This window comes from Paenibacillus cellulositrophicus, from assembly GCF_009363095.1.
GTDB lineage: Bacteria > Bacillota > Bacilli > Paenibacillales > Paenibacillaceae > Paenibacillus_AQ > Paenibacillus_AQ favisporus.
On record NZ_CP045295.1, the window covers coordinates 5,377,999 to 5,403,581 of the forward strand.

The 25,583-nt window shown below is 54.6% G+C and carries 23 protein-coding genes and 1 tRNA gene; 17 read left to right on the forward strand and 7 right to left on the reverse strand.

What is annotated here, in order from left to right:
• Positions 1-364 precede the first annotated feature (364 nt).
• On the forward strand, positions 365-1,387 hold the full coding sequence (locus GCU45_RS24600; RefSeq protein ID WP_089545987.1) for a methyltransferase domain-containing protein: 1,023 nt from the start codon (positions 365-367) through the stop codon (positions 1,385-1,387).
• A gap of 77 nt (positions 1,388-1,464) precedes the next feature.
• Here the strand turns inward: GCU45_RS24600 and GCU45_RS24605 are convergent, their stop codons facing one another.
• Complete coding sequence (locus GCU45_RS24605) at positions 1,465-2,355, reverse strand: LysR family transcriptional regulator (protein ID WP_116232418.1); 891 nt, start codon at positions 2,353-2,355, stop codon at positions 1,465-1,467.
• A 146-nt stretch (positions 2,356-2,501) separates the two neighbouring features.
• Here GCU45_RS24605 and GCU45_RS24610 point away from each other — a divergent pair, with 146 nt between their 5' ends.
• On the forward strand, positions 2,502-3,164 hold the full coding sequence (locus tag GCU45_RS24610) for an O-methyltransferase (protein ID WP_089545990.1): 663 nt from the start codon (positions 2,502-2,504) through the stop codon (positions 3,162-3,164).
• Between the two features lie 3 nt (positions 3,165-3,167).
• Here GCU45_RS24610 and GCU45_RS24615 read toward each other — a convergent pair whose 3' ends face one another.
• The gene (locus GCU45_RS24615; protein WP_167527213.1) at positions 3,168-3,737 is read right to left on the reverse strand and encodes a TetR/AcrR family transcriptional regulator; all 570 of its coding nucleotides are present in this window, start codon (positions 3,735-3,737) and stop codon (positions 3,168-3,170) included.
• A 239-nt stretch (positions 3,738-3,976) separates the two neighbouring features.
• Positions 3,977-4,720, reverse strand: coding sequence for an SDR family NAD(P)-dependent oxidoreductase (locus GCU45_RS24620; RefSeq protein WP_152401225.1), 744 nt, complete (start codon positions 4,718-4,720; stop codon positions 3,977-3,979).
• Between the two features lie 310 nt (positions 4,721-5,030).
• Between GCU45_RS24620 and GCU45_RS24625 the strand changes: the two genes are divergently transcribed.
• The gene (locus GCU45_RS24625; protein WP_152401227.1) at positions 5,031-6,839 is read left to right on the forward strand and encodes an Ig-like domain-containing protein; all 1,809 of its coding nucleotides are present in this window, start codon (positions 5,031-5,033) and stop codon (positions 6,837-6,839) included.
• 175 nt (positions 6,840-7,014) lie between these two features.
• Here the strand turns inward: GCU45_RS24625 and GCU45_RS24630 are convergent, their stop codons facing one another.
• A complete protein-coding gene (locus GCU45_RS24630; RefSeq protein WP_152401230.1) occupies positions 7,015-7,761 on the reverse strand; it encodes a MerR family transcriptional regulator in 747 nt (248 codons plus the stop codon).
• A gap of 163 nt (positions 7,762-7,924) precedes the next feature.
• On the opposite strand from GCU45_RS24630, the gene GCU45_RS24635 reads away from it, so the two are divergent.
• Positions 7,925-9,154 (forward strand): MFS transporter, encoded by a 1,230-nt coding sequence (locus GCU45_RS24635; protein ID WP_152401232.1) that lies wholly within the window; start codon positions 7,925-7,927, stop codon positions 9,152-9,154.
• Positions 9,155-9,182: 28 nt separating this feature from the next.
• Here the strand turns inward: GCU45_RS24635 and GCU45_RS24640 are convergent, their stop codons facing one another.
• Complete coding sequence (locus tag GCU45_RS24640) at positions 9,183-9,647, reverse strand: MarR family winged helix-turn-helix transcriptional regulator (RefSeq protein WP_167527214.1); 465 nt, start codon at positions 9,645-9,647, stop codon at positions 9,183-9,185.
• 133 nt (positions 9,648-9,780) lie between these two features.
• Between GCU45_RS24640 and GCU45_RS24645 the strand changes: the two genes are divergently transcribed.
• The 12 genes from GCU45_RS24645 (at position 9,781) to GCU45_RS24700 (ending at position 22,414) form a co-directional block, all read left to right on the forward strand.
• A complete protein-coding gene (locus GCU45_RS24645) occupies positions 9,781-10,860 on the forward strand; it encodes a glycoside hydrolase family 113 protein (RefSeq protein ID WP_208837068.1) in 1,080 nt (359 codons plus the stop codon).
• Between the two features lie 129 nt (positions 10,861-10,989).
• Positions 10,990-11,343, forward strand: a complete 354-nt coding sequence (locus GCU45_RS24650) for a winged helix-turn-helix transcriptional regulator (RefSeq protein WP_234489423.1) — start codon at positions 10,990-10,992, stop codon at positions 11,341-11,343.
• A gap of 155 nt (positions 11,344-11,498) precedes the next feature.
• On the forward strand, positions 11,499-12,266 hold the full coding sequence (locus tag GCU45_RS24655; protein ID WP_152401239.1) for a MerR family transcriptional regulator: 768 nt from the start codon (positions 11,499-11,501) through the stop codon (positions 12,264-12,266).
• 191 nt (positions 12,267-12,457) lie between these two features.
• The gene (locus tag GCU45_RS24660) at positions 12,458-12,829 is read left to right on the forward strand and encodes a GntR family transcriptional regulator (RefSeq protein ID WP_152401241.1); all 372 of its coding nucleotides are present in this window, start codon (positions 12,458-12,460) and stop codon (positions 12,827-12,829) included.
• Complete coding sequence (locus GCU45_RS24665) at positions 12,826-13,722, forward strand: ABC transporter ATP-binding protein (RefSeq protein WP_152401243.1); 897 nt, start codon at positions 12,826-12,828, stop codon at positions 13,720-13,722. Before GCU45_RS24660 ends, GCU45_RS24665 begins: the two co-directional genes overlap by 4 nt.
• Entirely contained in the window at positions 13,719-14,405 is a 687-nt protein-coding gene (locus tag GCU45_RS24670; protein WP_152401245.1) for a hypothetical protein, read from the forward strand. The genes GCU45_RS24665 and GCU45_RS24670 overlap by 4 nt, the downstream gene beginning before the upstream one ends.
• Before the next feature lie 249 nt (positions 14,406-14,654).
• Positions 14,655-15,659 carry a LacI family DNA-binding transcriptional regulator gene (locus tag GCU45_RS24675; RefSeq protein WP_152401246.1) on the forward strand — a complete coding sequence of 335 codons (1,005 nt, stop codon included), beginning with the start codon at positions 14,655-14,657 and terminating at the stop codon, positions 15,657-15,659.
• A gap of 352 nt (positions 15,660-16,011) precedes the next feature.
• Complete coding sequence (locus tag GCU45_RS24680) at positions 16,012-17,424, forward strand: ABC transporter substrate-binding protein (RefSeq protein WP_152401248.1); 1,413 nt, start codon at positions 16,012-16,014, stop codon at positions 17,422-17,424.
• Positions 17,425-17,566: 142 nt separating this feature from the next.
• Positions 17,567-18,649, forward strand: coding sequence for a carbohydrate ABC transporter permease (locus GCU45_RS24685; RefSeq protein WP_152401250.1), 1,083 nt, complete (start codon positions 17,567-17,569; stop codon positions 18,647-18,649).
• Between the two features lies 1 nt (position 18,650).
• On the forward strand, positions 18,651-19,742 hold the full coding sequence (locus GCU45_RS24690) for a carbohydrate ABC transporter permease (protein WP_152401252.1): 1,092 nt from the start codon (positions 18,651-18,653) through the stop codon (positions 19,740-19,742).
• Positions 19,743-19,806: 64 nt separating this feature from the next.
• Positions 19,807-22,146, forward strand: a complete 2,340-nt coding sequence (locus GCU45_RS24695) for a glycoside hydrolase family 65 protein (protein WP_244364239.1) — start codon at positions 19,807-19,809, stop codon at positions 22,144-22,146.
• A 183-nt stretch (positions 22,147-22,329) separates the two neighbouring features.
• A tRNA-Leu gene (locus tag GCU45_RS24700) sits at positions 22,330-22,414 on the forward strand.
• Between the two features lie 127 nt (positions 22,415-22,541).
• On the opposite strand, the gene GCU45_RS24705 is transcribed toward GCU45_RS24700, so the two are convergent.
• The gene (locus tag GCU45_RS24705; RefSeq protein WP_152401256.1) at positions 22,542-23,471 is read right to left on the reverse strand and encodes an AraC family transcriptional regulator; all 930 of its coding nucleotides are present in this window, start codon (positions 23,469-23,471) and stop codon (positions 22,542-22,544) included.
• 158 nt (positions 23,472-23,629) lie between these two features.
• On the opposite strand from GCU45_RS24705, the gene GCU45_RS24710 reads away from it, so the two are divergent.
• Positions 23,630-24,814 carry an MFS transporter gene (locus GCU45_RS24710; protein ID WP_152401258.1) on the forward strand — a complete coding sequence of 395 codons (1,185 nt, stop codon included), beginning with the start codon at positions 23,630-23,632 and terminating at the stop codon, positions 24,812-24,814.
• Positions 24,815-24,892: 78 nt separating this feature from the next.
• Here GCU45_RS24710 and GCU45_RS24715 read toward each other — a convergent pair whose 3' ends face one another.
• Positions 24,893-25,579: a TetR/AcrR family transcriptional regulator gene (locus GCU45_RS24715; RefSeq protein WP_152401260.1), complete on the reverse strand. Its 687-nt coding sequence runs from the start codon at positions 25,577-25,579 to the stop codon at positions 24,893-24,895.
• Positions 25,580-25,583: the final 4 nt, after the last annotated feature.

Sequence of the window (25,583 nt, forward strand, 5' to 3'; positions counted from 1 at the left end):
ATGGAGGCTGGAACGATGATGATGATGACCGTTTTCTTGACCATTCATTCAGTGAACTAAACTGAATAGCATACCGGAAGCATGAAGTATCCAAGCCCAACAGGGGCTGGGCATATTTGACATGCAGCTTCCGGGGATGCAGTGAGTGGTCTTGAAACGGAATTCCTTAATCACGTTCTTATGCAGGCAGCCTTAGAGGCAGCCTGTGCCTTTTTGCATAGAAGACGCGAATGGACTTTGGTTCATTCGCGTTTTTTTGTTTCCGGGGCAGATGTTTGAAACACATTTAACCGGCCGCCGGGGCAAAAACCGCGCTCTGCGGGCTTCATTCTATGCTTACCATCAATGACGAGGTGATCGATGTATGCCACGCTACTTTTTTACTGTACTGCCTGGGCTGGAAGAAATTATCGCCGATGAAATGCAGGCAAAAATTTCCGGGGTACGTATTGGTGACAAGGCCAGGGGAAAGGTTTATTTTGACTCTGACTTGCCAGTAGAGTATTTTCTGACGCTGCGGACTGCCGACAATCTGTATCGTTTCATCCACCGGTTCCCGGTGGGTCCTCATAAATTGCATTTACACCATATCGAACAAGAAATCTCCCGTTTGGATTTATCCATGATCGGCCCGGATTCTTCCGAAAAGATTAGCTTTAAGGTCAATGCCAGCCGAGCGGGAAACCATACCTACAGCAGGTTTGATGCGGCAGAGGCTGCGGAATTGGGAATCATGCGGCGCTATCGGCATTTTAGACAAGATCACAGCGGCGGGCATCAGCTCGAGTTTCGGCTCGATCTGGTTCAGGAAGAGGCTGTCTTTGCCATCAGGATAACCGATGCGGCGTTCAGGTATAGGGGAAAGACGCGGGAATTTACGCCGGCCGCCCTGCGGCCGACCGTTGCGCACGCGCTCGTGTGGGTGTCCCGTCCGGAGAAGGACGACATCTTCGTTGACCCCTGCTGCGGATCAGGGACTGTGCTGTCCGAGCGCTGTGCGTATCCTCACGCCGGCATTTACGGAGGAGACCTCTCCGAGGTAGCCGTCACAACCGCCCGTGCCAATGTGGGACACACTTCCGGTGTACATCTTAAGGAATGGGATGCGCAGCGCCTGCCGCTGGATTCGGGATATGCCGGCAAAGTGGTGACCAATCTTCCTTTTGGAAGGCAAATTTCGTCGATAGCATGCATTCCCGTGTTGTATGAAGGAGTGCTTAGAGAAATGAAGCGGGTGCTGAAATCGGGAGGCCAGATCGTCTGTTTAACCGATGCGGAGGGTCCTCTGCTGGCGGCTGCCGAGAAAGCCGATCTCCGTTTGGCCACGGTAGCTGACCTCCGGCTGAAGGGACTGCATCCGTCCATTTATTTGCTGCAAAAAGATTAATCCGGCGCGGTCGCACGGCTGAAACGGATTTCAGGCAAGATGCAGCGGAATGCAGCGTGCCGGCAGTGCTTGCCGCATTACACCGGGCTGCTGCGGATCAGCTCGACCAGGTTTGCGGCCGCCGGAGACAGAGGCTCATCCTTGCGGGTACAGATGGCGATGACGTTCGTCAAACTGACGTCGTCTACATAGACCCGGCATAGCTCCCCCCGGGCTACATATTCGCGTACGACCAGTGAGGAGACAAAGTTCGCGCCGTATCCGGCAATGACGGCGGTGATCGCCTCGTGCAGACCGTTAAATTGCAGCGCTACTTTGGGGGCCGGGGCGTTGTAGGTGCGGCATAGCGCGAACAGCCGCTCCCGCGTGGAACTGCCTTCCTCACGCATGACAAACGGCTCACTCATCATTTCGGCAAGCGACAGGTGGCGGTTCGCAAACTTATGATTCGGCGCGACGACGAACCACAGCTCGTCCTGGAACAGCTCCTCGGTCTGAATCGTGTCCGGATATTCTTCCGGCAGCCCGCCATAGATGGCCAGGTCGGCTTCGACGCTCAGCAGCTGCCGGAGCGCCCCGCTGGAGTTGGTCGTGGTGATGCTCATCTCGACCTGCTCATACTGCTGCTTGAACCTTGCCAGCCAGGTCGGGAGGAGAAAGTGCGCAGGCAGGTAGGTCGCCGCCAGGCGGATGTGGCCGGCCGTACCCTGCCCGTAATCCCGCGCCAGCTGCTCGATTTGCTGCTCGACGGCGAACAGCCTCTTGGCGAGCGCAGCTATTTTGTCCCCCGCATCGGTCAGCCGTATGCCCCTTCCTTGCGGTTCGAGCAGGATCAGGGACAGCTCCTTCTCGAATTTCTTGATCTGGGCGGTAATCGCAGGCTGGCTGATCTTCAGCAGCTCAGATGCCCGGGTCACGCTTCCGGTGGAAGCAATCACATGAAATAAGCGCAGGGCGTGCAGGTTCAAGGTGTATCAACTCCTCATCCACTCATATCTTTAATGTATGAAAATCGGCGAAAGATATATTATTCATATCATTATAGACGATCTACAATAGAACCAGAAGCGCTTCTATCCTAAAGATGAAACCAAATGATAAGGAGTGACGGGGAATGAATCCTGTATGGGAACAAGTAGATGAGTATATTGTCGACCGACTTTGCCCGAATGACCGGGTGTTGGACGAAGTGATCGTGGCGAACCGGAAGGCGGACCTCCCGGAAATCGATGTGACGGCGAATCAGGGGAAGTTTTTGCAGCTGCTCGTTCAGATCAAAGGGGCGAAACGGATCCTGGAAATCGGGACGCTGGGGGCCTACAGCACGATATGGATGGCTAGAGGCTTAAGTGAAGGCGGGCGGATCATTACACTGGAGCTGAGTCCGCATCATGCCGAAGTCGCCAAGAAGAACATCGCGCGGGCGGGGCTGAAACAGACGATCGAAGTACGCACCGGGGACGCGCTTGAACAGCTGGCCCAAATGGAGAAAGAGGGGGTGGAGCCGTTTGACCTCATTTTTATCGATGCGGATAAGCCGAACAATCCGAACTATCTCCGCTGGGCGCTGCATTTTTCCCGGCCGGGAACGGTCATTGTCGGGGACAACGTTATCCGCAACGGAGAAATTGCCGATCGGCACAGCACTGACCCGCGGGTGCAGGGTGTCCGAACGTTCTACGATATGCTCAGCGGGCATCCGAATGTTTCGGCCACGGCGCTGCAGACGGTGGGGAGCAAGGGGTACGACGGGTTTATGATTGGCATCGTGAAATAAGTGTTACTTATTCCATAAAATCTGGTTTTTGTATGGCCCGTGGAAGGAGATTTCGAGCAGCTTGGACGCCATGGTGACGGCGGAATATTTATAGTTGCTGCGAACCCACCAGACGATGCTTTCCAAATAAGCGCCCGTTGTGTAGGCAATGACGAAGGACATCTCCATGCGGAGCCCTTCTTCGGACGTTTGGGATACGCGAATGCCGTCTTCTACGTAATGCCTGATGATGTTTTTGACTTCCTGAATAAATAAGTCGTCCGGTTTATACACGAGCATGACTTCATAGGCTAGCTGGTTCTGAATGATATGCTCAAACAGGGCGACCATGTTTTCCGGAAGGTCTTCGGAACGCAGCTCGTCAATCCTTTTGGGATGGGTAATGGTCAAGGACTGCCTTAAATCGTTTAAAATCGCATTATGCAGGTCGACGCGCAATTCCAGGATATCTTTATACAATTTATAAAACGTAGGCCGCGTTACATGAGCTTCCTGACAGATGCGCTGAATGGTGATGCTCTTTTCGTTTTCCTTCAGCATCAGCGACAAATAAGCCCGTTGTATTTTTTTCATCGAATGCACTTGCCTTGGATCTTTTCTTTCCACCCACATCACACCTATCTTTTGGTAACTCTATACTAGCATAAAAAACGTCATTCGACGTATATTCAAGGCAGTCAGACGTCACCTGCCGATGATCTATCTTGCGATAAAAGGATACGGAATAGCCGAGAAAAAAAGGGACTGCCTCAAAGGTTCGAACCATTTGAGAAGCAGTCCCTGTTTTTTTGCGATAGAAAAAAATGCTCTTGTTACAGCGCCGTCCAGCCGCCATCAATGACGAGTTCCGCACCCGTCATAAATCTGGACTCGTCACTGGCCAGGAATACGACGCCATAAGCAACGTCCTCCGGCTCGCCCATGTAAGGAAGCTGGGTGTGCGCCTCATAATAAGGCATGGCGGATGCCATCGAAGGAGCGGTCATCGGCGTGACGATGATGCCAGGATGGACGGAGTTGACGCGGATCCGATCCTTGCCGTACTCGACGGCAGCGGATTTGGACAACGCGCGCAGCGCCCCTTTGGCAGCCGTATAAGGGCTAGAGCCTGCCATGCCCACAATGCCGCCGATGGATGAAATATTAATAACCGATCCGGCGCCTGCCTTTTTCATTTCAGGGATGCAGTATTTCATGCCAAGCACGCAGCCGTTCAGATTAATGTCCATGACTTTGTTCCACTCGTCCATCTCCATATCGGCCATCGTTTTGGGACTTGCGACGCCTGCATTATTCACCAATACATCCACTTTACCGTAGAGCTCAACCGTTTTCGCAACGATCGCCTTCCATTCCTCTTCCGAGGTGACGTTCTGCTTCAGCGCCACTGCTTCGCCGCCGTTTGCGGTAATTTCGGCAACGATTTCATTGAGCTTCGCCTCGTTTAAGTCGGTTGCGACGACCTTTGCGCCTTCTTTGGCAAACAATTTCGCTTCCGCCGCACCCATTCCGTTTGCTGCCCCGGTGATGATCGCCACTTTACCTTGTAATCTCATGCCAGATTGCCTCCCCAATATCAAGTGTAAACGAATCCTGTTTTAGAGAATTTCGTTTACATCGTGTAAAATAGTTCATACAATTATTAGCACACTTTCATGTCGAATGCAATGGCGCTATATGCGGGCTCATTCCATCGAACTAGGTCCAGAGGGTTGCAGATCGCCTTGATCGGCGAACGGAAAACCGTTCATACGACACAGGGATTTAAGAGATTAGGGGGATACCCACCTGGATGATTTGAACCCATAATTAGAGCAGATTGAAATATTATGGAATTTAATCAGACGAGACGTGAGGGGTGCGCATATGTCCAGGTTTTTACTGCGATTTACAAGCATGATGTTGGTATTGTTGATTATGATGCCAGGCGGAAAGGCGGGGGTGGCCCGCGCCGAAAGCGACAGCCAGACGCATATCGAATGGTCGCGGGAATACGGCAGCTGGTCTGCCGGTGAAGGCGTTCTTCCCACTTCGGACGGCGGATATCTGGCTTTGGGTAGTTATACGGAAGTCGTGCCAGCCGGGGAGTGGGACGATTATGAGCAACAAGCGTATATCATGAAGCTCAGCCCGGAGGGAGAAGTGAAATGGGAGCAAAGATTGGCCTACGGCGGTTCGAGCACCAATGAAGCGCTGTCCGCGATTGAAACCCGGGACGGCGGGTATCTCGTGTACGGAACATCCACCAATCAGGCCGGTGAACCTTACAGTCAGATGTACCTGGCCAAACTGGATGCCGACGGCGGTCTGAAGTGGGACCGGACCCAGGATGATCCTTATATTTACAGCACACCGAAGGCAGCGGTGGAGCTGGAGGATGGAAGCTTCGTTATCGGCGGCAAGGGCATCTCCAAGATGGGATACGAGACCGCTTACGCGCTTAAGGTCGATGGGCAGGGCAAGGAGCTGTGGTATAACAAATACCGTTATGCGGAGAGTCAGTATTTTGACGATTTGATTCCGGCGGTCGACGGCGGGCTGATCGCAGTGGGCGCGGTGAATACTCCGGAATACGAGGCAGGGGATCCGGACGCGCTGCTGATCGTCAAATTGAATGCGGATGGGCAGGAGGTTTGGTCTAAGCAGATCAGCGATCCCCACACGGACCGGGGCGCTTTTGCGGTCATCCCCGCGGGTGACGACGGTTATTTGATCGGCAGCCAGCGGGTGGTAGACCAGCAGCGCATTACGATTCTGACGAAGACGGATCTGAACGGGGAGCCGCAGTGGGAGAAGACGTTCAAAACGGAGGGCTCGGACTATGAGGTGTTTAACAATTTGATTCCGTTGGGCGACGGATACGCTCTGCTGGGGGGCCACTATTCGGGAAGCCCTTCAAACCGGAAAATCCAGTACGATGTGCTGACCGTGGACAGGGACGGTAACCTTCTGAACCGCCATTTGTTCAAGGAGGCTGCTTTATCCCGCTACGGCATCGGTGCCGCCGGTCCGGACGGAGGCGTCATCGTTCCAGGCACGGTACTGCGCGAGGAAACGACGAAGTTCCAGCTCATTAAGGTTGCCCCTTTTCAGGAGCAGGGGCCAGCAGGTGACCGCAAGCCGACAAGCATTGCTTTTTCCGGAAAGGAACTGAAGCTCAAAGAAGGGGAAACCGTTCCTTCCGTGCTTGAGGCGGTATACGAGGATGGATCGCACAGCGATCTGTCCACAGCGGCGGTGTACAGCATCGAAGATGCGTCCATTGCCGAGGCGGACCCTTCCGGGCGTGTCATCGGTGTCTCGCGGGGGAAAACCTATCTGCTTGCGGAATTCCAGGGACTGAGCGCTAGGATCAAGGTCCAGGTGCTGCCTAAGGACAGCGACGAATTCGATAAGGTCAAAGGTCGGCTTCAACTGGATTCGGACGAGTATTCTTTGGCCGCCGGCACGCAGATCGATATCCGTCTGACGGTGCTGGATTACTTGACCGGCAAGGAAACCGACGTAACCAAGCAGGCGAAGTTCCGCAGCGAGAACCCTGATATCGCGGATATCGATGCGGAAGGAAATCTGGTCGGGAAGCGGGCAGGGAACACGACGATTTATGCTTTTTATAAAGGCAGCCATGTCATGGCAGACGTTCAGGTGATGCGCTCGGCCGGTTCGGAGCGTTAAAGAAAAATTGGCCGAAGTCAGCGGCACCAAAGGGGGAAGCAGGAATTCTCCAATCGCCCCCTCCATAGAATAAACCCTGGAAATAGGAAAAAAGACGGACCAGCTGCAGCTGATCCGTCTTTTTGCGTCCTTCGATCCTGATGACACTAGATCTTGATGGCTTCCGATACGCCTGTTAAGCGTTCTGCGCAAACGCCTCGGCTGCGGTGCACAGATAGTAGGACAGGCCGGTTTGCTGGGACTCTAGCATGTTCCGGTGAAAGTCGTCCTGCAGGAAAAAACGTGCCTGCGCGGCAAATGCGTCCGGTCCGGTGTCATGTCCATGCTTCTTCAAAACCTCCAGATGCGATGCGATCAGCTGCCGGATCTGCCCGTCGTCGTATTTGACGCCATCCTTCAGCGCCTGCGCCATTCCGTTCATAAAGCGCACCGCCTCCGCGGCCTGCTCGTTCATCTCGACCGGATCCACCCGGTTTTCTTCCAGCATGTCGTATCCGTAATTCTCCTGGATATGGCGGTTCTGCTCCGCCAACGCTTCCTTCCATCCCTCTTCGCTCTGAAATCCTTGGAACATATCCTTCGTATTCATCGCTTTTCCCTCCCGTGTATGTTGAATGGACTCATCCAGCGTATGGACAAGCTGCTCGAGCCGGCTCATCCGGCCAAGGAGGAGTTCCCTTTGACCGGACAAAATCTCGGCTCTGCCCGGCTGATCCTCCAGCAGCTGCTTGATTTGCTCCAGCGGAAAATCGAGCTCCCTATAGAACAAAATGTGCTGCAGACGCTCCAGTTCTTCCATGCCGTATAACCGATATCCCGCCTCAGTAATCTCCCTCGGCATCAGGAGGCCGATCTTGTGGTAGTGGTGGAGCGTCTTGATGGTGACATTCGACAGCTCCGATACTTCTTTCACGGTGTACACCTGGTCATTTCCTCCTTTCGCGGTTAGTGTATAGCCTCCCCTAAGGTCAGAGTCAAGCAGGGAACCCGAAAAAATGAGTCATTGACTCTCCCCTTGGAGGAGGCTGCATCATGGAATCCGAAACGCACATGATGAAATCCAAACCAAGAAGGGAGTCTAAAATATGTTCGCTTCGTTAAAGCTGTTACATCATCCATGGATTCGCATCGTCCTCATTTCCAATCTGCTGACGCAAACCGGCATTTGGGTCCGGAACTTCGCGGTGCTGCTCTATGTGGTTAACAAGACTGGCGGCGACGCCTTCGCCGTCTCTATGATCTCGGTTGCCGAGTACGCTCCGATGTTGGTATTTGCCTTGATCGGAGGCGTGTTCGCCGACCGGTGGCCGCCGCGCAGAACGCTGATCTGGTGCGATGCGCTCGCCGCCGTCTCCATCTGGATCGTCCTTGCGGCCATGAAATCGGGTGCCTGGGAAGCCGTGTTCTTCCCGACGCTGGTATCCGCCGTGCTGTCCCAATTGTCGCAGCCATCAGGAATGAGGCTGTTTCAAGAACGGGCCGCAGCGGACTTGATCCAGCCGGCGATGTCCGTGCTGCAGACGATGTTTGCCATGTTTATGGTGCTCGGCCCCGTTCTGGGGACATGGGTGTACCAAACCTTCGGCATCGGGGTTTCCATGGGCTTGACCGGGACTGTTTTTCTGCTGTCCGCCGCCGTGCTGGGATGGATTCCAGCCGATTCCAAGTCCGAAGGGGGCGGCCGAAGAAAAGGAACCTCAGTATTCCGGGAGATGAAGGATGGCATCCGTTATGTCACTTCAAACCGCGTACTGGGTCGGCTCAGTCTCTGTTTTGCGGCTGTCGGTCTGGGGATCGGCCTCATTTCGCCGCTAAGCGTCTTCATTGTGACCGACAAGCTCGGTCTTCCCGCCGATCACCTGAAATGGCTGTCCATCCCGTATGGCGCCGGGGAGATTGCCGGCGGGATCGCCGCGTTTGCGCTGGCCGGCCGCATGGCTCCCCAGACGCTGCTGATGCTCGGCCTGATCGTCAATGCAGCCGGGATTGCCGTCACCGGATGGTCCGGTATGCTGTGGCTCACGATGCTGGCCCAGTTCGTTATTGCCCTGCTGCAGCCGGCGATATTCATCGGTAACCAAACGCTCGTCATGCAGCATACGGAGCCCGAATACATCGGACGGGTGAGCGGAATCCGCACGCCGCTTATGACGGGTGCCATGCTCTTGATGATGAGCCTGTCCGGCGTGCTCGCCGGCCGCTTACCGCTCGGAATTATCTACAGCTTGGCAGGGTTGTGCCTGCTGATAGGCCTGCTGACCGTGCTCCCACTGTACCGGCAGCGGGAATCCGCTCCCGCAAGCCGGCCCGAGTAACGGATCAAGCCCGGCCGGACAGGCCGGGCTAATCCGCCTTAGCCGTATCCGGATCCAACCGGTGCAGGATTCGGGTCATCTTCTCAAGGCAGAAGCCGAGATCGCTTCGGTCCTCCTCGCTAAGACGGTCCAGCTGCTGGCTCAGCTCGTGGTGGAAGGACTCCCACCGGCTGCTTACGATTCGCCGGCCTTTCTCGGTCAAGGACAGTCCGATCTGACGCTTATCCTGAGGGTCCGGCTGCTTGGTGAGGCACTCCTTTTCTTCAAGCTTGGCGATCAGAGGCGTAAGCTGCTGCTTGGATATATGCAAATGTTTGGCCAGAAGGCTCATCGAATAACAATCCGGTTGGTGATATAAGGCTTCGAGCACGTGGTACTGCAGATGCGTCAGCTCAGGCATCAATTGCCGCGCCGAAGGCATGTCAAAGCCGCGGTGAAGCAGCGGGATCAGCTGAATATAAGCTGCGGCAAGCCTGGAGTTGTCTGAATTCATGGCGTGTTCTCCTTCATCCCTATCCATTTGACAGGTAGTAAATATTTATTTATATTATTCACGTATTAACGCAAAATATCAACAGTAATAGTAAATAAATATTAATTAAAAACGAGACAGAGGAGGAACCCTAATGACCCGCAGCATGACCAATAATTCAATAAATCGCAAGGGCGGCGGTCCTCGCCGGAGGGGAATCAACTATGATGTCGGAACGTACACCCGCGGACCGGATCAGCCCTCCTCAAGAGAACTTTTTGATCCGGAGACCGTCCGGAAGGAAATGGAGATCATCCAGAGCGAACTGCACTGCACCAGTATCCGAATTTCGGGCAGGGATGTGGACAGGCTGGTGGCCGCTTCGGAATACGCTCTCCATCAGGGGCTTGAGGTGTGGTTCTCCCCGGCTATGATCGATGAGGAAGAACAAGCGATGCTCGAGTACTACAGGGAATGTGCAATCGCGGCGGAGACGCTGCGGCGAAAAAGAGCGGACGTCGTGTTTGTGGCCGGATGCGAGCTGAGCCTGTTCATGAAAGGGATATTGGAAGGAGCTACGTCCTTCGACCGGATCAGGGTGCTGATGAGCCCTTGGCGGCTGCTCAAACACACTATTCGAAAGGGATCTTTTCATAAGCGCCTGAACACTTTTCTCAGCAAAGCCGTAAACGTGATCCGGGAGCATTTCCACGGGCAAGTCACCTATGCTTCCGGTACGTGGGAAAATGTGAATTGGGGTCCCTTTGACATCGTTTCGGCCGATCATTACCGCGATGCGTATAACGATAAGCGCTACCGGGAGCAGCTGCGCGCCTATTTCAAGCACGGGAAACCTGTGGTCATCACGGAATTCGGATGCTGCACCTACGAAGGGGCGCAGGACCGGGGAGGTTTTGGCTGGAACGTCGTAGATCATGGACATTCGCCCAAGCGGCTGGGGGAGGGCATCGTGAGGGACGAACAGGTGCAGGTCCGGTACATGAGGGAGCTTTTCGATATTTTTCAGGAAGAAGGAGTGGATGGAGCCTTTTGGTTTACGTTTGCCATGCCAAGCTATCCGTATGACGAAGAGCCGGCCTTTAATTTGGATACGGCGAGCTACAGTGTCGTGCGCACGTTTGAGGACGGGCGGACAGGGGCGGCCTATCCCGGGATGCCGTGGGACACGAAGGCTTCCTTTGCGGCACTGGGCGAGCTTTATGATCGGCCGTAGGAATCCGGCAAGCGTACCATCTGCTCATTGACACGGGCATTCTGAAGCTATATATTCAGGGCAGCATCCTGCCGGCCAGGCGGGATAACGTCGGTACTTTTTTTCTCGAACATGAGGGAGGTGAAGCGCTTGGAAGATCATGCTTTGAAATATGATCCCGAAGAGTCGGGCTCGAAAATTTGCGAGGTTTTGCAAATCCTGAAGACCAAATGGGCGTTCCTCGTACTGGATGAACTGCTGAAGGGCCCGCAGCGGTTTAATCAGCTTCAGCGCAATGCGTCCGTGATCAAAACCCAGTCGCTGACGGATACGCTCCGGCATCTCGAACGGATGGGACTTGTCAACCGCGAGGTGTTCCCCACGGTCCCGGTGACCGTCGAATATTCGCTGACGGAGAAGGGCGCCGATTTTCAGCTCGCCTTAAAGGAAATGGAGCGATGGGTGGATAAATGGGGCGGGCGGAACCCGGCTTCAGCGGAGTAACCGAACAAAGCAATAGGTCAAATGTTACTTCAAGGGCTGCACGGCATGGCTTTCGTCTGAGGGTCGGCCTGGTAAGCCCTTTTTGTTGTGTACAAAATAGGTTTGACATTGACGTTACGTAAAAGTGTACAGTGAAACCGTCAGGAGGTGACCCCATGGAATACACCGTGCAGAAGCTGGGAAGGCTCGCGGGCGTCAGCACCCGGACCCTGAGGTACTATGATGAAATCGGTCTTCTTAAGCCGGCTAGGATCAATTCGTCAGGGTACCGGATTTATGGAGAGGATGAGGTGAACAGGCTGCAGCAAATTTTATTTTTCAGAGAGCTGGACGTAAGCCTGGACCGCATCAAGGAGCTGATGTCCTCACCTTCTTTTAACAGCAGCGAAGCTCTGAAGGAACATCGTGAGAAGCTTCTTGACAAACGCAGGCAGCTGGACCGGCTGATTGCCAACGTGGAACGGACGATCCAGTATCAGGAAGGGAGAACGAACATGACGGATCAGCAGAAATTTGAAGGCTTCAAACAACAACTCATTGACGATAACGAACAGAAGTACGGCAAGGAAATCCGTGAGAAGTACGGGGATGCGGCCATTGAGCGTTCCAACGCCAAGGTGAAAAACATGACCAAGGAGCAGTATGAAGAGGTGTCCCGCCTGGCCGATGAGGTGCTGTCCACGCTTGGGCAGGCTTATCAAACGGGGGATCCTGCCGGTGAGCTCGCCCAGAAGACGGCTGACCTCCACAAGCAGTGGCTGACGTACTACTGGAGCGATTACAGCAAAGAGGCGCATGCCGGGCTGGCCCAAATGTATGTGGACGACGAGCGCTTCAAGGCTTACTATGATGCGAAGCAGCCGGGAGCGGCGGAGTTTCTGCGGGACGCAATTCTGGTCTACACAGGGATGGCGAAGTCCTGAACCGGGACTGCGAAGTGACAATGGTAAAAAAATCAAGTAAGGAATAAGACCGCCCAATCGGCCTGGGAAAACCAGACGGAAGGCGGTCTTATTTTTTTGTAAAATATGGATTCGCCCGTTGACAAGGAACAGGGTAATCTCATATAGTGAGGTTAGTTACTAGAGTAATTAACCAGTTAGGTGGTGAAGATATGGGGCCGATAATCGATGACGGCCGTCCGATCTTTATGCAAATCGCAGAAAAGATCGAAGATGACATCATTGGAGGCGGGCTGCCGGAAGAATCCCAGGTCCCGTCCACAAACCAGTTCGCATCCTTTTATCAAATCAACCCGGCGACAGCCGCAAAGGGAGTCAATCTGCTGGTGGACCAGGGGATTTTGTATAAGAAGAGGGGGATCGGCATGTTCGTAGCGACAGGGGCGAAGGAGAAGCTTGTCGAGAAGAGGAAGGAACAGTTTTACGAGCAATACGTCATCACGATGATCCATGAAGCGAAGAAGCTTGGTATCACGATAGAACAGTTAACCGATATGGTGCGGAGAGAGGATGAGTGGTCATGAACCGGATTGTCGAAGTCAACCGGCTTACCAAGGAATATGGTCGGGACGCCGCAGTGAAGGATGTTACCTTTGCGGTGGAGGAAGGAAAAATCTACGGCCTGCTGGGCAGAAATGGTGCTGGCAAAACGACGATTATGCATATGCTTACCGCCCAGCTGTTTCCGTCAAGCGGCGAGCTGAAAGTGTTCGGGGAGAACCCGTATGAGAACAACCGCGTGCTGAGCCAGCTCTGCTTCATCAAGGAAAGTCAGAGATATCCGGACAGCTACCGCGTGCTCGATGTGCTGAAGGTGGCGGCTTCCATTTACCCGAACTGGGACCGGGATCTTGCCGCACAGCTGCTCGAGGATTTCCGGCTGCCGCTGAAGCGGAGAATGAAGAAGCTGTCGAGAGGGATGCTGTCCTCCGTCGGCATTATCATCGGGCTGGCGAGCCGGGCGCCGCTGACGATTTTTGACGAGCCTTACCTGGGGCTGGATGCCGTTGCTCGCAGCCTGTTCTACGAACGATTGATGCAGGACTATGCGGAGAATCCGCGAACGATTATGCTGTCCACGCACTTGATCGACGAAGTCAGCAATATGCTGGAGCATGTGCTTGTGATTGATCAAGGCCGGCTCCTGATCGACGAGGAAGCGGAAGATCTCCGCGGCAAGGCGTATACGGTTCTTGGCCCTAGGGCGGCAGTCGAATCGTTTACGGCCGGCAAGAATACGATTCATCAGGAATCGATCGGAGGCATGATGTCGGTAACGCTGCTTGAGCGTCTGGACCCCGGGGACAAACGCCGGGCAGAAGCGCAGGGGCTGGAGATGATTCCGATATCGATGCAGCAGCTGATCGTGCATTTAACCCAAAGCAAGTCAAACGGAAAGGTGGCGGAATTTCAATGAACCGAACTGCAGGCGTCATGAAAATCCATTGGCGGGATAAGTGGGTATGGATGTACGTACCTTGGGTGGTCATGCTGTTCAGCTTTGCCGTGAATTTGGTGATCGGCATTCTGACCAGGGGAGAAGAGCCGATCAATTCAGGTGGGGTCGTCACCATTTACGTGTATATGTTCGTCGCGATCCTGATCGTGCAGGCGCAGACGTTCCCGTTTGCGCTAGGGCTTAATATAAGAAGGACCGATTACTTCGTGGGAACCTCCGCGATGGCGCTGCTGGTCAGTGCGGTTTCTTCCGTGCTTCTATTCGCGCTGGGCATGATCGAACAATTCACGAATGCCTGGGGAGTGCAGCTTCATTATTTTCACCTGCCGTTTCTGAAAGAAGTATCCCCTCTGGGCAGGCTCGGCATTTATTTTATCGTGATGATCCACATGTTTTTTATGGGCTTTGTCATCTCGAGCATTCATCGACGGTTTGGGCGCACCGGCATGTTCGTTTTCTTCATCGCCTTGATTGTCCTCTCCAGCATCTGCAGTTTCGCGATGACGTACTACGGACTCTGGCTGGACTTCTTCCGCTGGATCGGAGCGCATTATATGGACCTGTTCCTGTGGATGATTCCTTTGACGGTGATCTACGCGCTGCTGTCTTACGTCCTGCTTCGCAGAGCAACGGTGTCCTGACATAGAGAATCGGTTTGGTTCGAATGCTGGATACCGCAGACGTTTGGCGCATTACCTAAAAGCCCTGATGGGGCTTTTTTTGCTGAGAGAACGAAGAACCTTTCCCTATGCAGCTATAGGCACCTTAAATGAGTAAAAACGTTTCGGCATAAAAAGGTAATTGTAAGCGCTTAAAAAAGTTATTGCCAACTCGAAATACCCTTGCTATAATCGCCTTGAAAAGGTTTTCTTAAAAAGGAAGTTGCCTACATGAAACCAACAATCAGAGATGTTGCTAAGATGGCCGGTGTCTCCATCAGTACGGTCTCGCGGGTCATGAACTCGCCCGAATCGGTGGTGGAGGCCAAGCGCTCACGCGTACTCGAAGCGATCGAGAAGCTCCAGTATCAGCCGAATGCCTTTGCCAGGGGACTGATCTACAGAAAGTCCTTTACCCTCGGGCTCCTCATCCCGGATATCGAGAACATGTACTTTGCTGGGATCATCCGGGGGATGCAGGACGCCTGCGTCAAACTCGGATACAGCTTGATGATCTGCAACACCGACCGCGACAAGGACCGTCTGCTGTCGTACATCGACGCCTTCCGCGAGAAGCAGGTGGACGGCATCGTCTTCGCCAGCGATATCCTGTATCCGGAGTACTATGAGAAGCTCACCGCATGCCGCATCCCGTTCGTGCTGCTGTCCTCGCATTCGGACGAATTCGAGGTACCGAGCGTCGAGGTCGACGACGAGGAGGCCGCCTATGAGGCCGTGAAGTTCCTCATTGAGCTGGGCCACCGGGAGATCGGTATGATCGGCTTCAACCATGTGAACTCGGTATCGGGGCCGCCGCGGTATGAAGGCTTCATCCGGGCCATGAAGGAAGGCGGGCTTACCCACAACATCGAAAAGGTGGCGTACGCGGAACATCGGTTCGAGCAGGCTTATCATGCGACGCACGAGCTTTTTTCCGCCCATCCGGACATTACGGCTGTATTCTGCGTGGCGGACGAATTCGCCATGGGGACGATCTCGTATCTGAAGGACCGGAATATTCTCGTGCCGGGTCAGGTGTCGGTCGTCGGGTTCGACAATCTGCGGATGGCGAATATGTTCATTCCGAAGCTGACGACGGTGGCCCAGCCGATTTACGAGCTCGGATACCGCGCAGCGGAGAAGCTTCATGAACTGCTTACGACAGGCAGTGTGAAGGTCCCAAAGGAGATGATGAAGCATAAGCTGATCGTAAGGGAGTCATCCCGCCAGAGATAAGCAGATCTTTTTTTTAGAGATCAGAAAGTAAAAGCTTTGGAGCGTCCGCTTCCAGATCTCGCGATAAACTTCCGCTAAAAGCGGTCTGTCTGCTGTGAAGACACGTCGATAGATCTTTTTTTTACACGATATTGAAAAGCTTTTCAGAGGGAGATTTCCTCCCGAATTCATGTAAGCGTTGTATTTGGCCAATATGTTCATTGGTGTATGAGCTGGATGTTTCAGGAGGGCGCCGAATTCAATTCTGTGAAGGGGGTGAGCGGCCGCTAAGCTATGAACCCGTGATGGCATCCGTAACCTGAATCAGGAATCATGAATCGTTTTCTAAATGAAGAAAAGGGGATGTTCCAAAATGAAAAAAACATCAAAGCCCAAACTATCGCTGCTGATGGTGCTGGGACTGTCGTTTACAATGGTGATGAGCGCCTGCGGAAGCAGCAAGGATGCAGGACCTTCGGCAGAACCTGCCGGTACGGCGTCTAACAACGGAGGTTCGACAGCGACGGCAAACGAGCCTGCGGCCACACCGGGTTCGCCGCTGGAGGAGGCGCTTCAGGGCAAATATAAAGGCACCAAAGTGACGATGTTCGGGCCGTTTGTGGATGCGGACCAGAAGAAATTCGAGTCCAGCATCAAAGACTTTGAGGATAAAACGGGCATCGATATTCAATATGAAGGCTCCAAGGAGTTCGAGGCGACCATCAACGTCCGCGTGGACGGCGGCAACGCGCCGGATATCGCCGACTTCCCGCAGCCAGGCCTGCTGGCCTCGATCGCCAAGACCGGCAAAGTGGTGGATCTGACCAAAGTTCTTGACCAGGAGAAACTGAAGAAGAACTACAATCAAAGCTGGCTCGACATGGGGACGATGGATGGCAAGGACGGCAAAATTATGGCTGGCATCTGGAACCGCAGCAACGTGAAGAGCTTGGTCTGGTATCCGAAAAAGCAGTTTGAGGAAGCCGGCTACAAAGTTCCGGAAACTTGGGACGAAATGATGGCTCTGACCGAGCAGATCGCCAAGGACGGCGACCCGGCATGGACGATCGGCATCGAGAGCGGCGCGGCTACCGGCTGGCCGGGAACCGACTGGATCGAAAACATTATGCTGCGCACGACAACACCTGAAAACTACGACAAATGGGTCAAAGGTGAGCTGCCTTTCACCTCGCCTGAAGTGAAAAACGCGTTTGAGCTCATGTCCAAAATCTGGATGAACAAGGACTATGTGTATGGCGGCACCAAATCGATCGTGACGACCGCTTTCGGCGATGCGCCGAAACCGATGTTCGAGAATCCTCCGAAAGCCTGGTTCAACCTGACAGGCAACTTTATTACCAGCTTCTTCCCTGAAACGGCTAAGGTCGACCAGGACTACGACTGGTTCTACCTGCCGCCGATCGATTCGAAATACGGCAAACCGGTGCTTGTGGCCGGAGACATCTATGCCATGTTCAACGACCGTCCGGAAGTCCGCGCGGTGATGGAGTTCTTCACGACCGGCGAATCGATCAAGTCGTGGGTGCAGTCCGGCGGCGTGATCGCTCCGATGAACGACGCTTCGCTCGACTGGTACACATCCGAGTCCGACCGCCGCATGGCGAAGCTGGTCCAGGATGCGACGACCCTCCGCTTTGACGGTTCCGACCTGATGCCGGGCAAAGTGGGCGCCGGCACGTTCTGGAAGGGCATGACCGACTATGTCAGCGGCACCGCGACGCTGGATGAGGCGCTGAAGCAAATTCAGGCCGGCTGGAACAACTAACCGCAGCTGCTTAGCTTTTTGGCAGCGGAGAGGCAGGGATGGGGCAACCAAAGAGGCTGATCGGGTTTAGCGATCCGTCGGCCTCTCTTTTTCCTCCCCGCGTTTGATCTACTCATGAAGTCGTCTGTTTAGGAGGATACCTATGAATACGCAAACGAAACCGGGATTCAGCATCAAGGCGCTGCTCATCTTTCTGGGCGTCCTGATCGCCAATATCGCCGTCAACGGCGTGATTTTCATCTTTTTCCGGGATTCGTCCCTGAACCCGCTGCTTACCGCAGTGCTAGCCGTTCTATGGGGCGTTCTGGGCGTTTACTTGATTTACTATACGTTTACCTGGGCGGTGGAGAAGTTTCCCGACCGGATCAGCCGCAGCGTGCTCCCGTATGTGTTTATCGGGCCGGCGGTTCTGGTGCTGGGCTGGCTGCTCGTGCTGCCGGCGCTGCGTACGCTGTACCTGAGCTTTTTCAATGCGTCTTCTGATAAGTTCGTCGGTCTGGGCAACTATATCGCCATTTTCAGCGACCGGCTGCTCGCGACCGCGCTGCGCAACAACCTGCTGTGGGTTTTCGTCGGAACACTGGCGTGTGTCGCCTTTGGGCTGCTGATTGCCATTCTTGCAGACCGGAGCAGTTATGAGCGGATCGCAAAATCGATCATTTTTATGCCGATGGCCATTTCCTTCGTGGCGGCCGGCGTCATCTGGAAGTTTGTGTACTATTACCAGCCGGGAGACGAGCAGATCGGCCTCCTGAACGCCATCGTCATGGCGCTCGGCGGTGAGCCCCAGGCTTGGGTCAGCATGCTCCAGCCGTGGAACAACTTCTTCCTGATTATCATCCTGATCTGGATGCAGACGGGCTTCGCCATGGTCATCTTCTCGGCGGCCATCAAGGGCGTGCCGGACGATATTCTGGAAGCCTCCCGCGTCGACGGAGCCGGCGAAATCCGCATTTTCTTCCGCATCATCATTCCGTTTATCTCGACGACGATTCTGACCGTTACGACGACGATCATCGTGTTTACCCTGAAAATTTTCGATGTGGTCATGGTCATGACGGGCGGACAGTACGGCACGGAAGTGGTGGCGACCCAGTTCTACCGGCAGTTCTTCATGTACCGGAACTTCGGCTACGGCTCAACGCTGGCCATCGTGCTCCTGATCGCCGTCCTGCCGGTCATCATCATCAATTTGCGCCAGTTCCGCAAGCAGGGGGGATTCTGACATGGCAGGCAAAAAGAAAAGAAGAAGCAAAAAGTGGATCGTCAACATCGTGCTCGGTATCATCTGTTTCGTATGGCTGCTGCCGACGCTGGGGCTGCTGATTTCGTCCTTCCGTCCGGCTGCGGATATTTTGGAGACCGGATGGTGGAAGGTATTCCCTCACCAGGAATGGAAAACGAAGGACACGATTCAGCTGTCCAAGGATGTCGACCTGCGCGGGCCGATCGAAGTGAACGGCCAGACGTATACGGACGACCAGCTTAAGAGCGGCGTCATGCAGGACGGAAAGCGGCTGACCTGGGAAAACCGCCGCGCGCGCGAAATCAGCGTGCAGGATCAGGGCTGGGTCGGCTCGCCCAAACTGACGCTCGATAACTATAAAAACGTGATCACAGGCAAGGAATATACGATCAAAAATGCAGACGGCAGCGAGTCGAAGGAGAAGGGAACCGGCTTATCCCAGGCGTTCTGGAACACGCTGACGATTGCGGTTCCGGCGACGGTCATTCCGGTCCTGATCGCTTCCTTCGCCGCCTACGCCTTCGCTTGGCTGCGGTTTCCGGGGCGCAGGACGCTGTTCGTCGTCATTATCGCGATGCTGGTCATTCCGATTCAGGTGGCGCTGATCCCCGTGCTGAAGGATTATACTTCGCTCGGCCTGAACGGCAGCTACCTCGGCATCTGGCTGGCGCATACGGCGTTCGGCTTGCCGCTGGTTACGTACTTTATGTACAACTTCATCAGCCAGCTGCCAAAAGACTTGTTCGAATCGGCCTTTATGGACGGGGCTACCCACTTCACGATTTTCAGCCGCCTGATCCTGCCCTTGTCGGTCCCGGCGCTTGCTTCCATCGGCATCTTCCAGTTTCTGTGGGTATGGAACGACTACCTCGTCTCGCTGATCTTTATCGGCAACCAGCCGGAAGTGCAGGTCATGTCGATGAAAATCGCCGATCTGGTCGGCTCCCGCGGCAACGACTGGCACCTGCTGACGTCCGCCGCCTTCATCTCGATGCTGATGCCGCTTGCGATCTTCTTCCTGCTCCAGAAGTACTTCGTCAGAGGACTGATGGGCGGATCGGTGAAAGGTTAACGGTACCGCTGGGTAACATGAACATATAATGAAGCCCTTGCGGCGTAAGGAGCTGAAGTCGAAGATGAGAATGGAAACGTATGTGAGGCCGCAGCCGCTGTACCCTTATGAGGCATGGAGTCTGTCCGAGGAAACGTATGACGAGGCAAACAACCAGCGCAGCGAAAGCCTGTTTGCCATCGGCAACGGATATATCGGCATGCGCGGCAATTTCGAGGAAGGCTTTTATGGCATGTTGGGCACCTCCGTCACCGGCAACTATCTGAACGGGTTCTATGACTCTGAGCCGATCGTGTATCCCGAAGGGGCGTACGGGTATCCGGAGCGGAATCACGCGATGCTGAACGTGACCAACGCGCAGCGGGTGGAGCTGCGGCTCGAGGGCCAGCTGTTCCATCTGAACAGCGGCGTCGTCCACGACTACCGGCGGGAGCTGGACATGAAAAAGGGGATGCTGACGCGCGAGATCGAGTGGGAAGCACCCGGCGGGCAGCGTGCCCGGATCCAGATCCGACGGTTCGCCGCCCTCCAGCACAAGCATTTGGCGGCGATCCATTATGAAGTCACCGCCCTGAATTTCAGCGGGGCCATCAGCCTGACCTCCGCGCTGGACGGTAAGATCGCATCGCAGAACAACAACGGCGATCCCCGTCTGGGCACCGCCAAGGCTGAGCCGAGCTTGCTGCTCGAAGATACGGGCCGTGACGGAGAGCTGTCCTGGATGAGACAGCGTACCCGGCATTCGGGATTTGTGCTGCTGACGGCCATGAGCCATGATCTGCAGACGAATCAGCCCTCCCAGACGTCGGCGTGGTCGGAGAACGAGTATGCGGCATCCGAATTTACCGTATCACTCCGGCAGGGGGAGAGCGCAGCCCTCACCAAATACGTCACGTACCATACGTCCAAGGATTATGCCGAAGGGGAGCTGCTTCTCGGTGCTGAAGAGGTTCAGCGGATGGCTCGGCAGTCGGGGTTTGAGGTGCTTGCCCAAGAGCAGCAGTCTTTTCTCGAAAAGTTCTGGAAAACCGCCGACGTGGAAATCGCCGGCGACCCTGCATTGCAGCAGGGCATCCGCTTCAATGCGTTTCAGCTGCTGCAGTCCGTCGGCCGGGACGGCGTGACCAACATCGGCGCCAAGGGTCTCACAGGCGAAGGATATGAAGGCCATTACTTCTGGGATACGGAAATGTACATGCTGCCATTCTTCACCTATACCCGGCCGGATATTGCCAGGGCGCTGCTGCATTTCCGCTACGCCACGCTGGACAAAGCCCGCGAACGGGCCCGGGTCATGTCGCAGAAGGGAGCTTTGTTCCCTTGGCGGACCATCGACGGGGAAGAGAACTCGTCGTATTATCCCGCCGGTACGGCCCAGGCTCACATCAACGCGGACATTGCCTACGGGATCAAGCAGTATGTGTCCGCCACCGGAGATTCCGATTTTCTGCTGAATGAGGGAGCCGAAATATTGTTTGAGACGTCGAGGTTCTGGCTGGACCTTGGACACTTCAACCCTGCCCGCGACGGAAAGTTCTGCATCGACGGCGTGACCGGACCTGACGAGTATACGGCCATCGTCAACAATAACGCCTATACGAACCTTATGGTGCAGGATCAGCTGCGCTACGCGGTGCAGTTGGCCGGCTGGCTGGCGGAATCACATCCGGCGGAAGATCAGCGCCTGCGGGCGGCGATCGGCCTGACGGACGAGGAAATCGCGCTTTGGGGCAGGGCCGCGGAGAACATGTTCGTGCCGTATGATGCCGAACTCGGCATCTATGCGCAGGACGATACGTTCCTGATGAAGGCTAAATGGGATTTTCAGAACACGCCGGCCGACAAGTACCCGCTGCTCCTGCATTTTCATCCGCTCGTCATCTACCGCCACCAGGTGCTGAAGCAGGCCGATCTGGTGCTGGCGCTGTTCCTGCTCGGCGAACGGTTCACGATGGAGGAGAAAGTCCGGAACTACCGCTACTATGAGCCTTTGACGACGCATGATTCCTCACTGTCGCCGTGCATTCACAGCATCGTCTCGGCCGAGATCGGCGAACTCGAAGAAGCGTATGCTTATTTCGACCGGACGGTGCGTATGGATCTGGACGACATCAACCGGAATGCCAAGGACGGGCTGCACACGGCGGCCATGGCCGGGTCCTGGATGTCCATCGTATACGGGTTTGCGGGCATGCGCTTGGTAGACGGCATGCTGGAATTTGCGCCGGCGCTGCCGGGGCAGTGGGACAGCTACCGCTTCCGGATCATGAACCAGGGCCGGCTTCTGGAGGTGCTTGTCGACGCGGGAGGGACGGGATATGGACTTCTGGAGGGTGAACCGCTGCAGATCCGCCACAAGGGGGAAGAGCTGACCCTTGAGGCAGGGAAGAAGGTCAGAAGGTAACAAAACACGGCGGAGTTTTGGAACGAGAGAGACCGGGGAATCACCCGGCAGATTCGTCCCGGAACTCCGTTTTTTAACTTTATAAAAAAAGTTTGGCGAAACGCTTGACGATGATAATGGATCCATGGTAAGATCTATCTTGTCGCTAAGAAAAAAACATTTCGAACGTGACCAAATGAATATGCGGTCGTGGCGGAATTGGCAGACGCGCACGGTTCAGGTCCGTGTGGGCTAACCCCCCGTGGAGGTTCGAGTCCTCTCGACCGCATCGTTGATAGGATCATGTGATTGCTGAAAGGCAATGCATGATCCTATTTTTATGTTTATTTACGCCGATAGGCGTTTTTTTTTATTCTCTTCAGGATTGTGATTACAGACCGCCGGGGGCCCTTGGATCAGGGCACCCGGCCTAACTGCTCCCGAAGCCGCGTGATGTCGCTGATCGGCGGAAGGCCGTAAAGCCGGGCGTATTCGCGGCTGAATTGGGACGGGCTTTCGTAACCGACTCGAAAAGCAACATCCGCTGCATCGGCAGATTCGGATAACAAGAGACGGCGGGCCTCCTGCAGCCGCAGCTGCTTTTGGTACTGCAGCGGGCTCATGGCCGTGACCTCCTTAAAATGACGGTGCAGGGAGGAGGGGGCCATATGGGCAGCGGCCGCCAGCTCATCGATTCGAAGCGGCTCCATGTACTCCCGCTTCAGCTGCTCTACCACCCCGGCAATCCGGTTCGAGCTGCTTCCCCTCAAGGCCATTTGCCTTAATACGTCTCCTTGCTCTCCCTGCAAAACCCGGTATAAGATTTCGCGCAATATGAGCGGGGCTAGCACCGGCACATCCTCTGGGTTGTCGAGTAGGCGGACAAGCCTGACAGCCGCGTCCAGCAGAGGAGCAGTCGATTGTTCCACGAATAACCCCCGTTTCGAACGGAGCTTCTTCCGGGATGCCGGTTTCGCCTCGTTTACTAAGTCCAACGCATCTTTTAGGTTAAGTTTAAGCCTGAAGCACAAATAAGGCACATCAGGCGTTGCTTCAATAATCTGTGCGGAGACGGGCAAATCCAGGGAGATGACCAGATAGCTGGACGGCCCATACGTAAAGCTCTCGTCTGCAAGCATGACCACTTTCGAACCTTGGGAGACGATGCACAGCTCCGGTTCATGGACCGAAAACGAAGGGAACGTCGTTTTCGAACTGCGAATCAGGGAAAGGGAAGGGATGAGCGTCTCGTGAATGCCGTCTCCGTCCGTATGTCTTTCCATCAATAGGGACAATTCCTTCTGATACGAAACCAAGGAATTGGCGTGGTTGGATAAATCCCGCATGAATTGTTTTCCCCTCCTTATCTAGGTCCATTATAAGCCCTGTTGGGTCCAGCGATGAATCGTTTTGAGAGAATCAGGCAATCATTTGCGATTTTTAGACTACCTCTGCTTTTTTCGGCTGGTTCATAATCAGGTTGAAAGAAAGGAGAGGAAGAGGAATGGATAAGCGCATTTTCATTTTGGCGCTGGCTGCCTTTACAGTAGGCTCAGTTGAACTGGTCATTGCCGGGATTTTGGATATGATCGCCCGGGATCTGCGCGTTTCCGTCGGTGTGGCCGGCCAACTGGTTTCGGTGTATTCTCTGGTTTTCGCCTTAGGATCCCCCGTCTTGATCGCTTTAACTACGAAGGTTGAGCGCCGAAGGCTGCTGGTCATTGCCATGCTGGTGTTTACGGCTGGAAATATCATGTCTATGTTAAGTCCGAGTTTTACGATGCTGTTGCTATCCAGGGTTATTCTGGCGGCAAGCTGCTCCATTGTTGTCGTTCTGTCGATCACCCTGGCTTCGGGGATTGTGACACCTGAAGCAAAAGGGCGTGCGATTGGAATGATCTTTATGGGGATCAGCGGCGCCCTCGTGCTCGGCGTTCCGCTGGGGACATTGATCGGCGAGGCTTGGGGCTGGCGGGCAACCTTTGCTTTTATTGGCGTACTTTCGTTAATTGTGACGCTATGCATCATGAAATTTCTGCCCCAAGCGGCGTCTCCGCCTAAGCTTCCGATGCGGGAACAGCTGCGTACGTTGGGAAATTCTAAAATTGTGTTCGCCCATCTCGTCTCCATTCTGCAAATGACGGGCCAGTTTACGATCTATGCCTATATCACGCCGTTTTTACAGACCATGTTGAACCTGTCTCCCGGTCAAATCAGCTTCGTCTTGCTGGTTTATGGGCTCGCCGGCATTGCAGGGGGGTGGATTGGAGGGTGGGCGGCCGACCGCTTTGGGGCAGCCCGGACAATGATCGTCACGCTGCTGCTCCACGCCATGGCAATCCTGCTTCTGCCCTGGGCAGCTGCCTCCATGCTGCGCTTGCTGCCCGTCGTCATCGTCTGGTGTGCGTTTAACATGGCGCCAAGTCCGGCTATTCAAAGCTATTTGGTGCGGCTTGCACCAAAGTCGGCGGACATCCAACTCTCTCTAAATACCTCCTCGCTGCATCTCGGCGTAGCTGCGGGATCTGTCATCGGCGGCGTGGTGATCAGCCGTTATGAGGTTACGGCCAATGCCTGGATCGGAGGTCTGTTTGTCATCCTGGCTATTGTTTCAGCAATCGTTACTCTGTACAGAGGCAGGGTGATTCATAGTAAAAAAGATAACTCCCTTCAGGAGAATCCCTCCTGAGAAAGCAGTCTTTACGATGTAAACGGTAACCCTATTGAAACCGCCCATCCGATAACCGGATGGGCGGTTTTTTGCGTTCTATTTCTCCTGCTCCTGGATCACCTGCTCAATCCCGAGCAGAATCAGCTTCAGTCCGAACTCGAACGCCTTGTCTGTCCCCATCAGCTCGAACAGCCCGTTCGTGAACATCCTCCGGAACAGTCCGGCATCCGTCTCGCTCATGGAGTCCAGCAGGCGAATCATCTCCTCACCCGGAAGCGCTCCTTCTCCGTGCTCCTTAACAATCGCGGAGACATTGCGCTGGTGCTCGTAATCGTCCAGAACGAAGTTGAAAATATAATTCATAAGCGTAAGAACCACTTGCATTTTCTGCTCCTGCTCGAGCGGCGTCGATTCCACGCAGAGCAGCATCCGGTTGGTGAACCGGATGATGTCCGGTTCGTGGGGCAGCGTCAACATCATGAGCTGTGTGGAGCAGGGATACCGGCCGAGCACGCTTCGCACCGTTACCGCTAGCCCCTTCAGCTGCTCCTTCCAATCTCCCTCGGCGTGGTACTCCTCCAGAATGATTTTCGATACCTGGTTGGCCAGACGCTGGTAGAGATTTTGTTTGCTCTTGAAGTACCAGTATATCGAGGGAGCCTGTATCCCCAGCCGGTCGGCCAATCGTCTCATGCTGAACTTTTCGATACCTTCCTCGCCAAGAAGCTCCCATGAGGCTTCCAAAATCCGATCCTCCGAAATCTGAGGCTGCTGTTTTTTCATCGGG

Excerpts from the sequence above, each read along its gene's own strand:
- GCU45_RS24600 (WP_089545987.1), top strand. The coding sequence starts at position 365 with ATGCCACGCTACTTTTTTACTGTACTGCCTGGGCTGGAAGAAATTATC.
- GCU45_RS24610 (WP_089545990.1), top strand. The coding sequence starts at position 2,502 with ATGAATCCTGTATGGGAACAAGTAGATGAGTATATTGTCGACCGACTT.
- GCU45_RS24615 (WP_167527213.1), bottom strand. The coding sequence starts at position 3,737 with ATGAAAAAAATACAACGGGCTTATTTGTCGCTGATGCTGAAGGAAAAC.
- GCU45_RS24620 (WP_152401225.1), bottom strand. The coding sequence starts at position 4,720 with ATGAGATTACAAGGTAAAGTGGCGATCATCACCGGGGCAGCAAACGGA.
- GCU45_RS24625 (WP_152401227.1), top strand. The coding sequence starts at position 5,031 with ATGTCCAGGTTTTTACTGCGATTTACAAGCATGATGTTGGTATTGTTG.
- GCU45_RS24635 (WP_152401232.1), top strand. The coding sequence starts at position 7,925 with ATGTTCGCTTCGTTAAAGCTGTTACATCATCCATGGATTCGCATCGTC.
- GCU45_RS24640 (WP_167527214.1), bottom strand. The coding sequence starts at position 9,647 with ATGAATTCAGACAACTCCAGGCTTGCCGCAGCTTATATTCAGCTGATC.
- GCU45_RS24645 (WP_208837068.1), top strand. The coding sequence starts at position 9,781 with ATGACCCGCAGCATGACCAATAATTCAATAAATCGCAAGGGCGGCGGT.
- GCU45_RS24655 (WP_152401239.1), top strand. The coding sequence starts at position 11,499 with ATGGAATACACCGTGCAGAAGCTGGGAAGGCTCGCGGGCGTCAGCACC.
- GCU45_RS24660 (WP_152401241.1), top strand. The coding sequence starts at position 12,458 with ATGGGGCCGATAATCGATGACGGCCGTCCGATCTTTATGCAAATCGCA.
- GCU45_RS24665 (WP_152401243.1), top strand. The coding sequence starts at position 12,826 with ATGAACCGGATTGTCGAAGTCAACCGGCTTACCAAGGAATATGGTCGG.
- GCU45_RS24670 (WP_152401245.1), top strand. The coding sequence starts at position 13,719 with ATGAACCGAACTGCAGGCGTCATGAAAATCCATTGGCGGGATAAGTGG.
- GCU45_RS24675 (WP_152401246.1), top strand. The coding sequence starts at position 14,655 with ATGAAACCAACAATCAGAGATGTTGCTAAGATGGCCGGTGTCTCCATC.
- GCU45_RS24680 (WP_152401248.1), top strand. The coding sequence starts at position 16,012 with ATGAAAAAAACATCAAAGCCCAAACTATCGCTGCTGATGGTGCTGGGA.
- GCU45_RS24685 (WP_152401250.1), top strand. The coding sequence starts at position 17,567 with ATGAATACGCAAACGAAACCGGGATTCAGCATCAAGGCGCTGCTCATC.
- GCU45_RS24690 (WP_152401252.1), top strand. The coding sequence starts at position 18,651 with ATGGCAGGCAAAAAGAAAAGAAGAAGCAAAAAGTGGATCGTCAACATC.
- GCU45_RS24695 (WP_244364239.1), top strand. The coding sequence starts at position 19,807 with ATGAGAATGGAAACGTATGTGAGGCCGCAGCCGCTGTACCCTTATGAG.
- GCU45_RS24705 (WP_152401256.1), bottom strand. The coding sequence starts at position 23,471 with ATGCGGGATTTATCCAACCACGCCAATTCCTTGGTTTCGTATCAGAAG.
- GCU45_RS24710 (WP_152401258.1), top strand. The coding sequence starts at position 23,630 with ATGGATAAGCGCATTTTCATTTTGGCGCTGGCTGCCTTTACAGTAGGC.
- GCU45_RS24715 (WP_152401260.1), bottom strand. The coding sequence starts at position 25,579 with ATGAAAAAACAGCAGCCTCAGATTTCGGAGGATCGGATTTTGGAAGCC.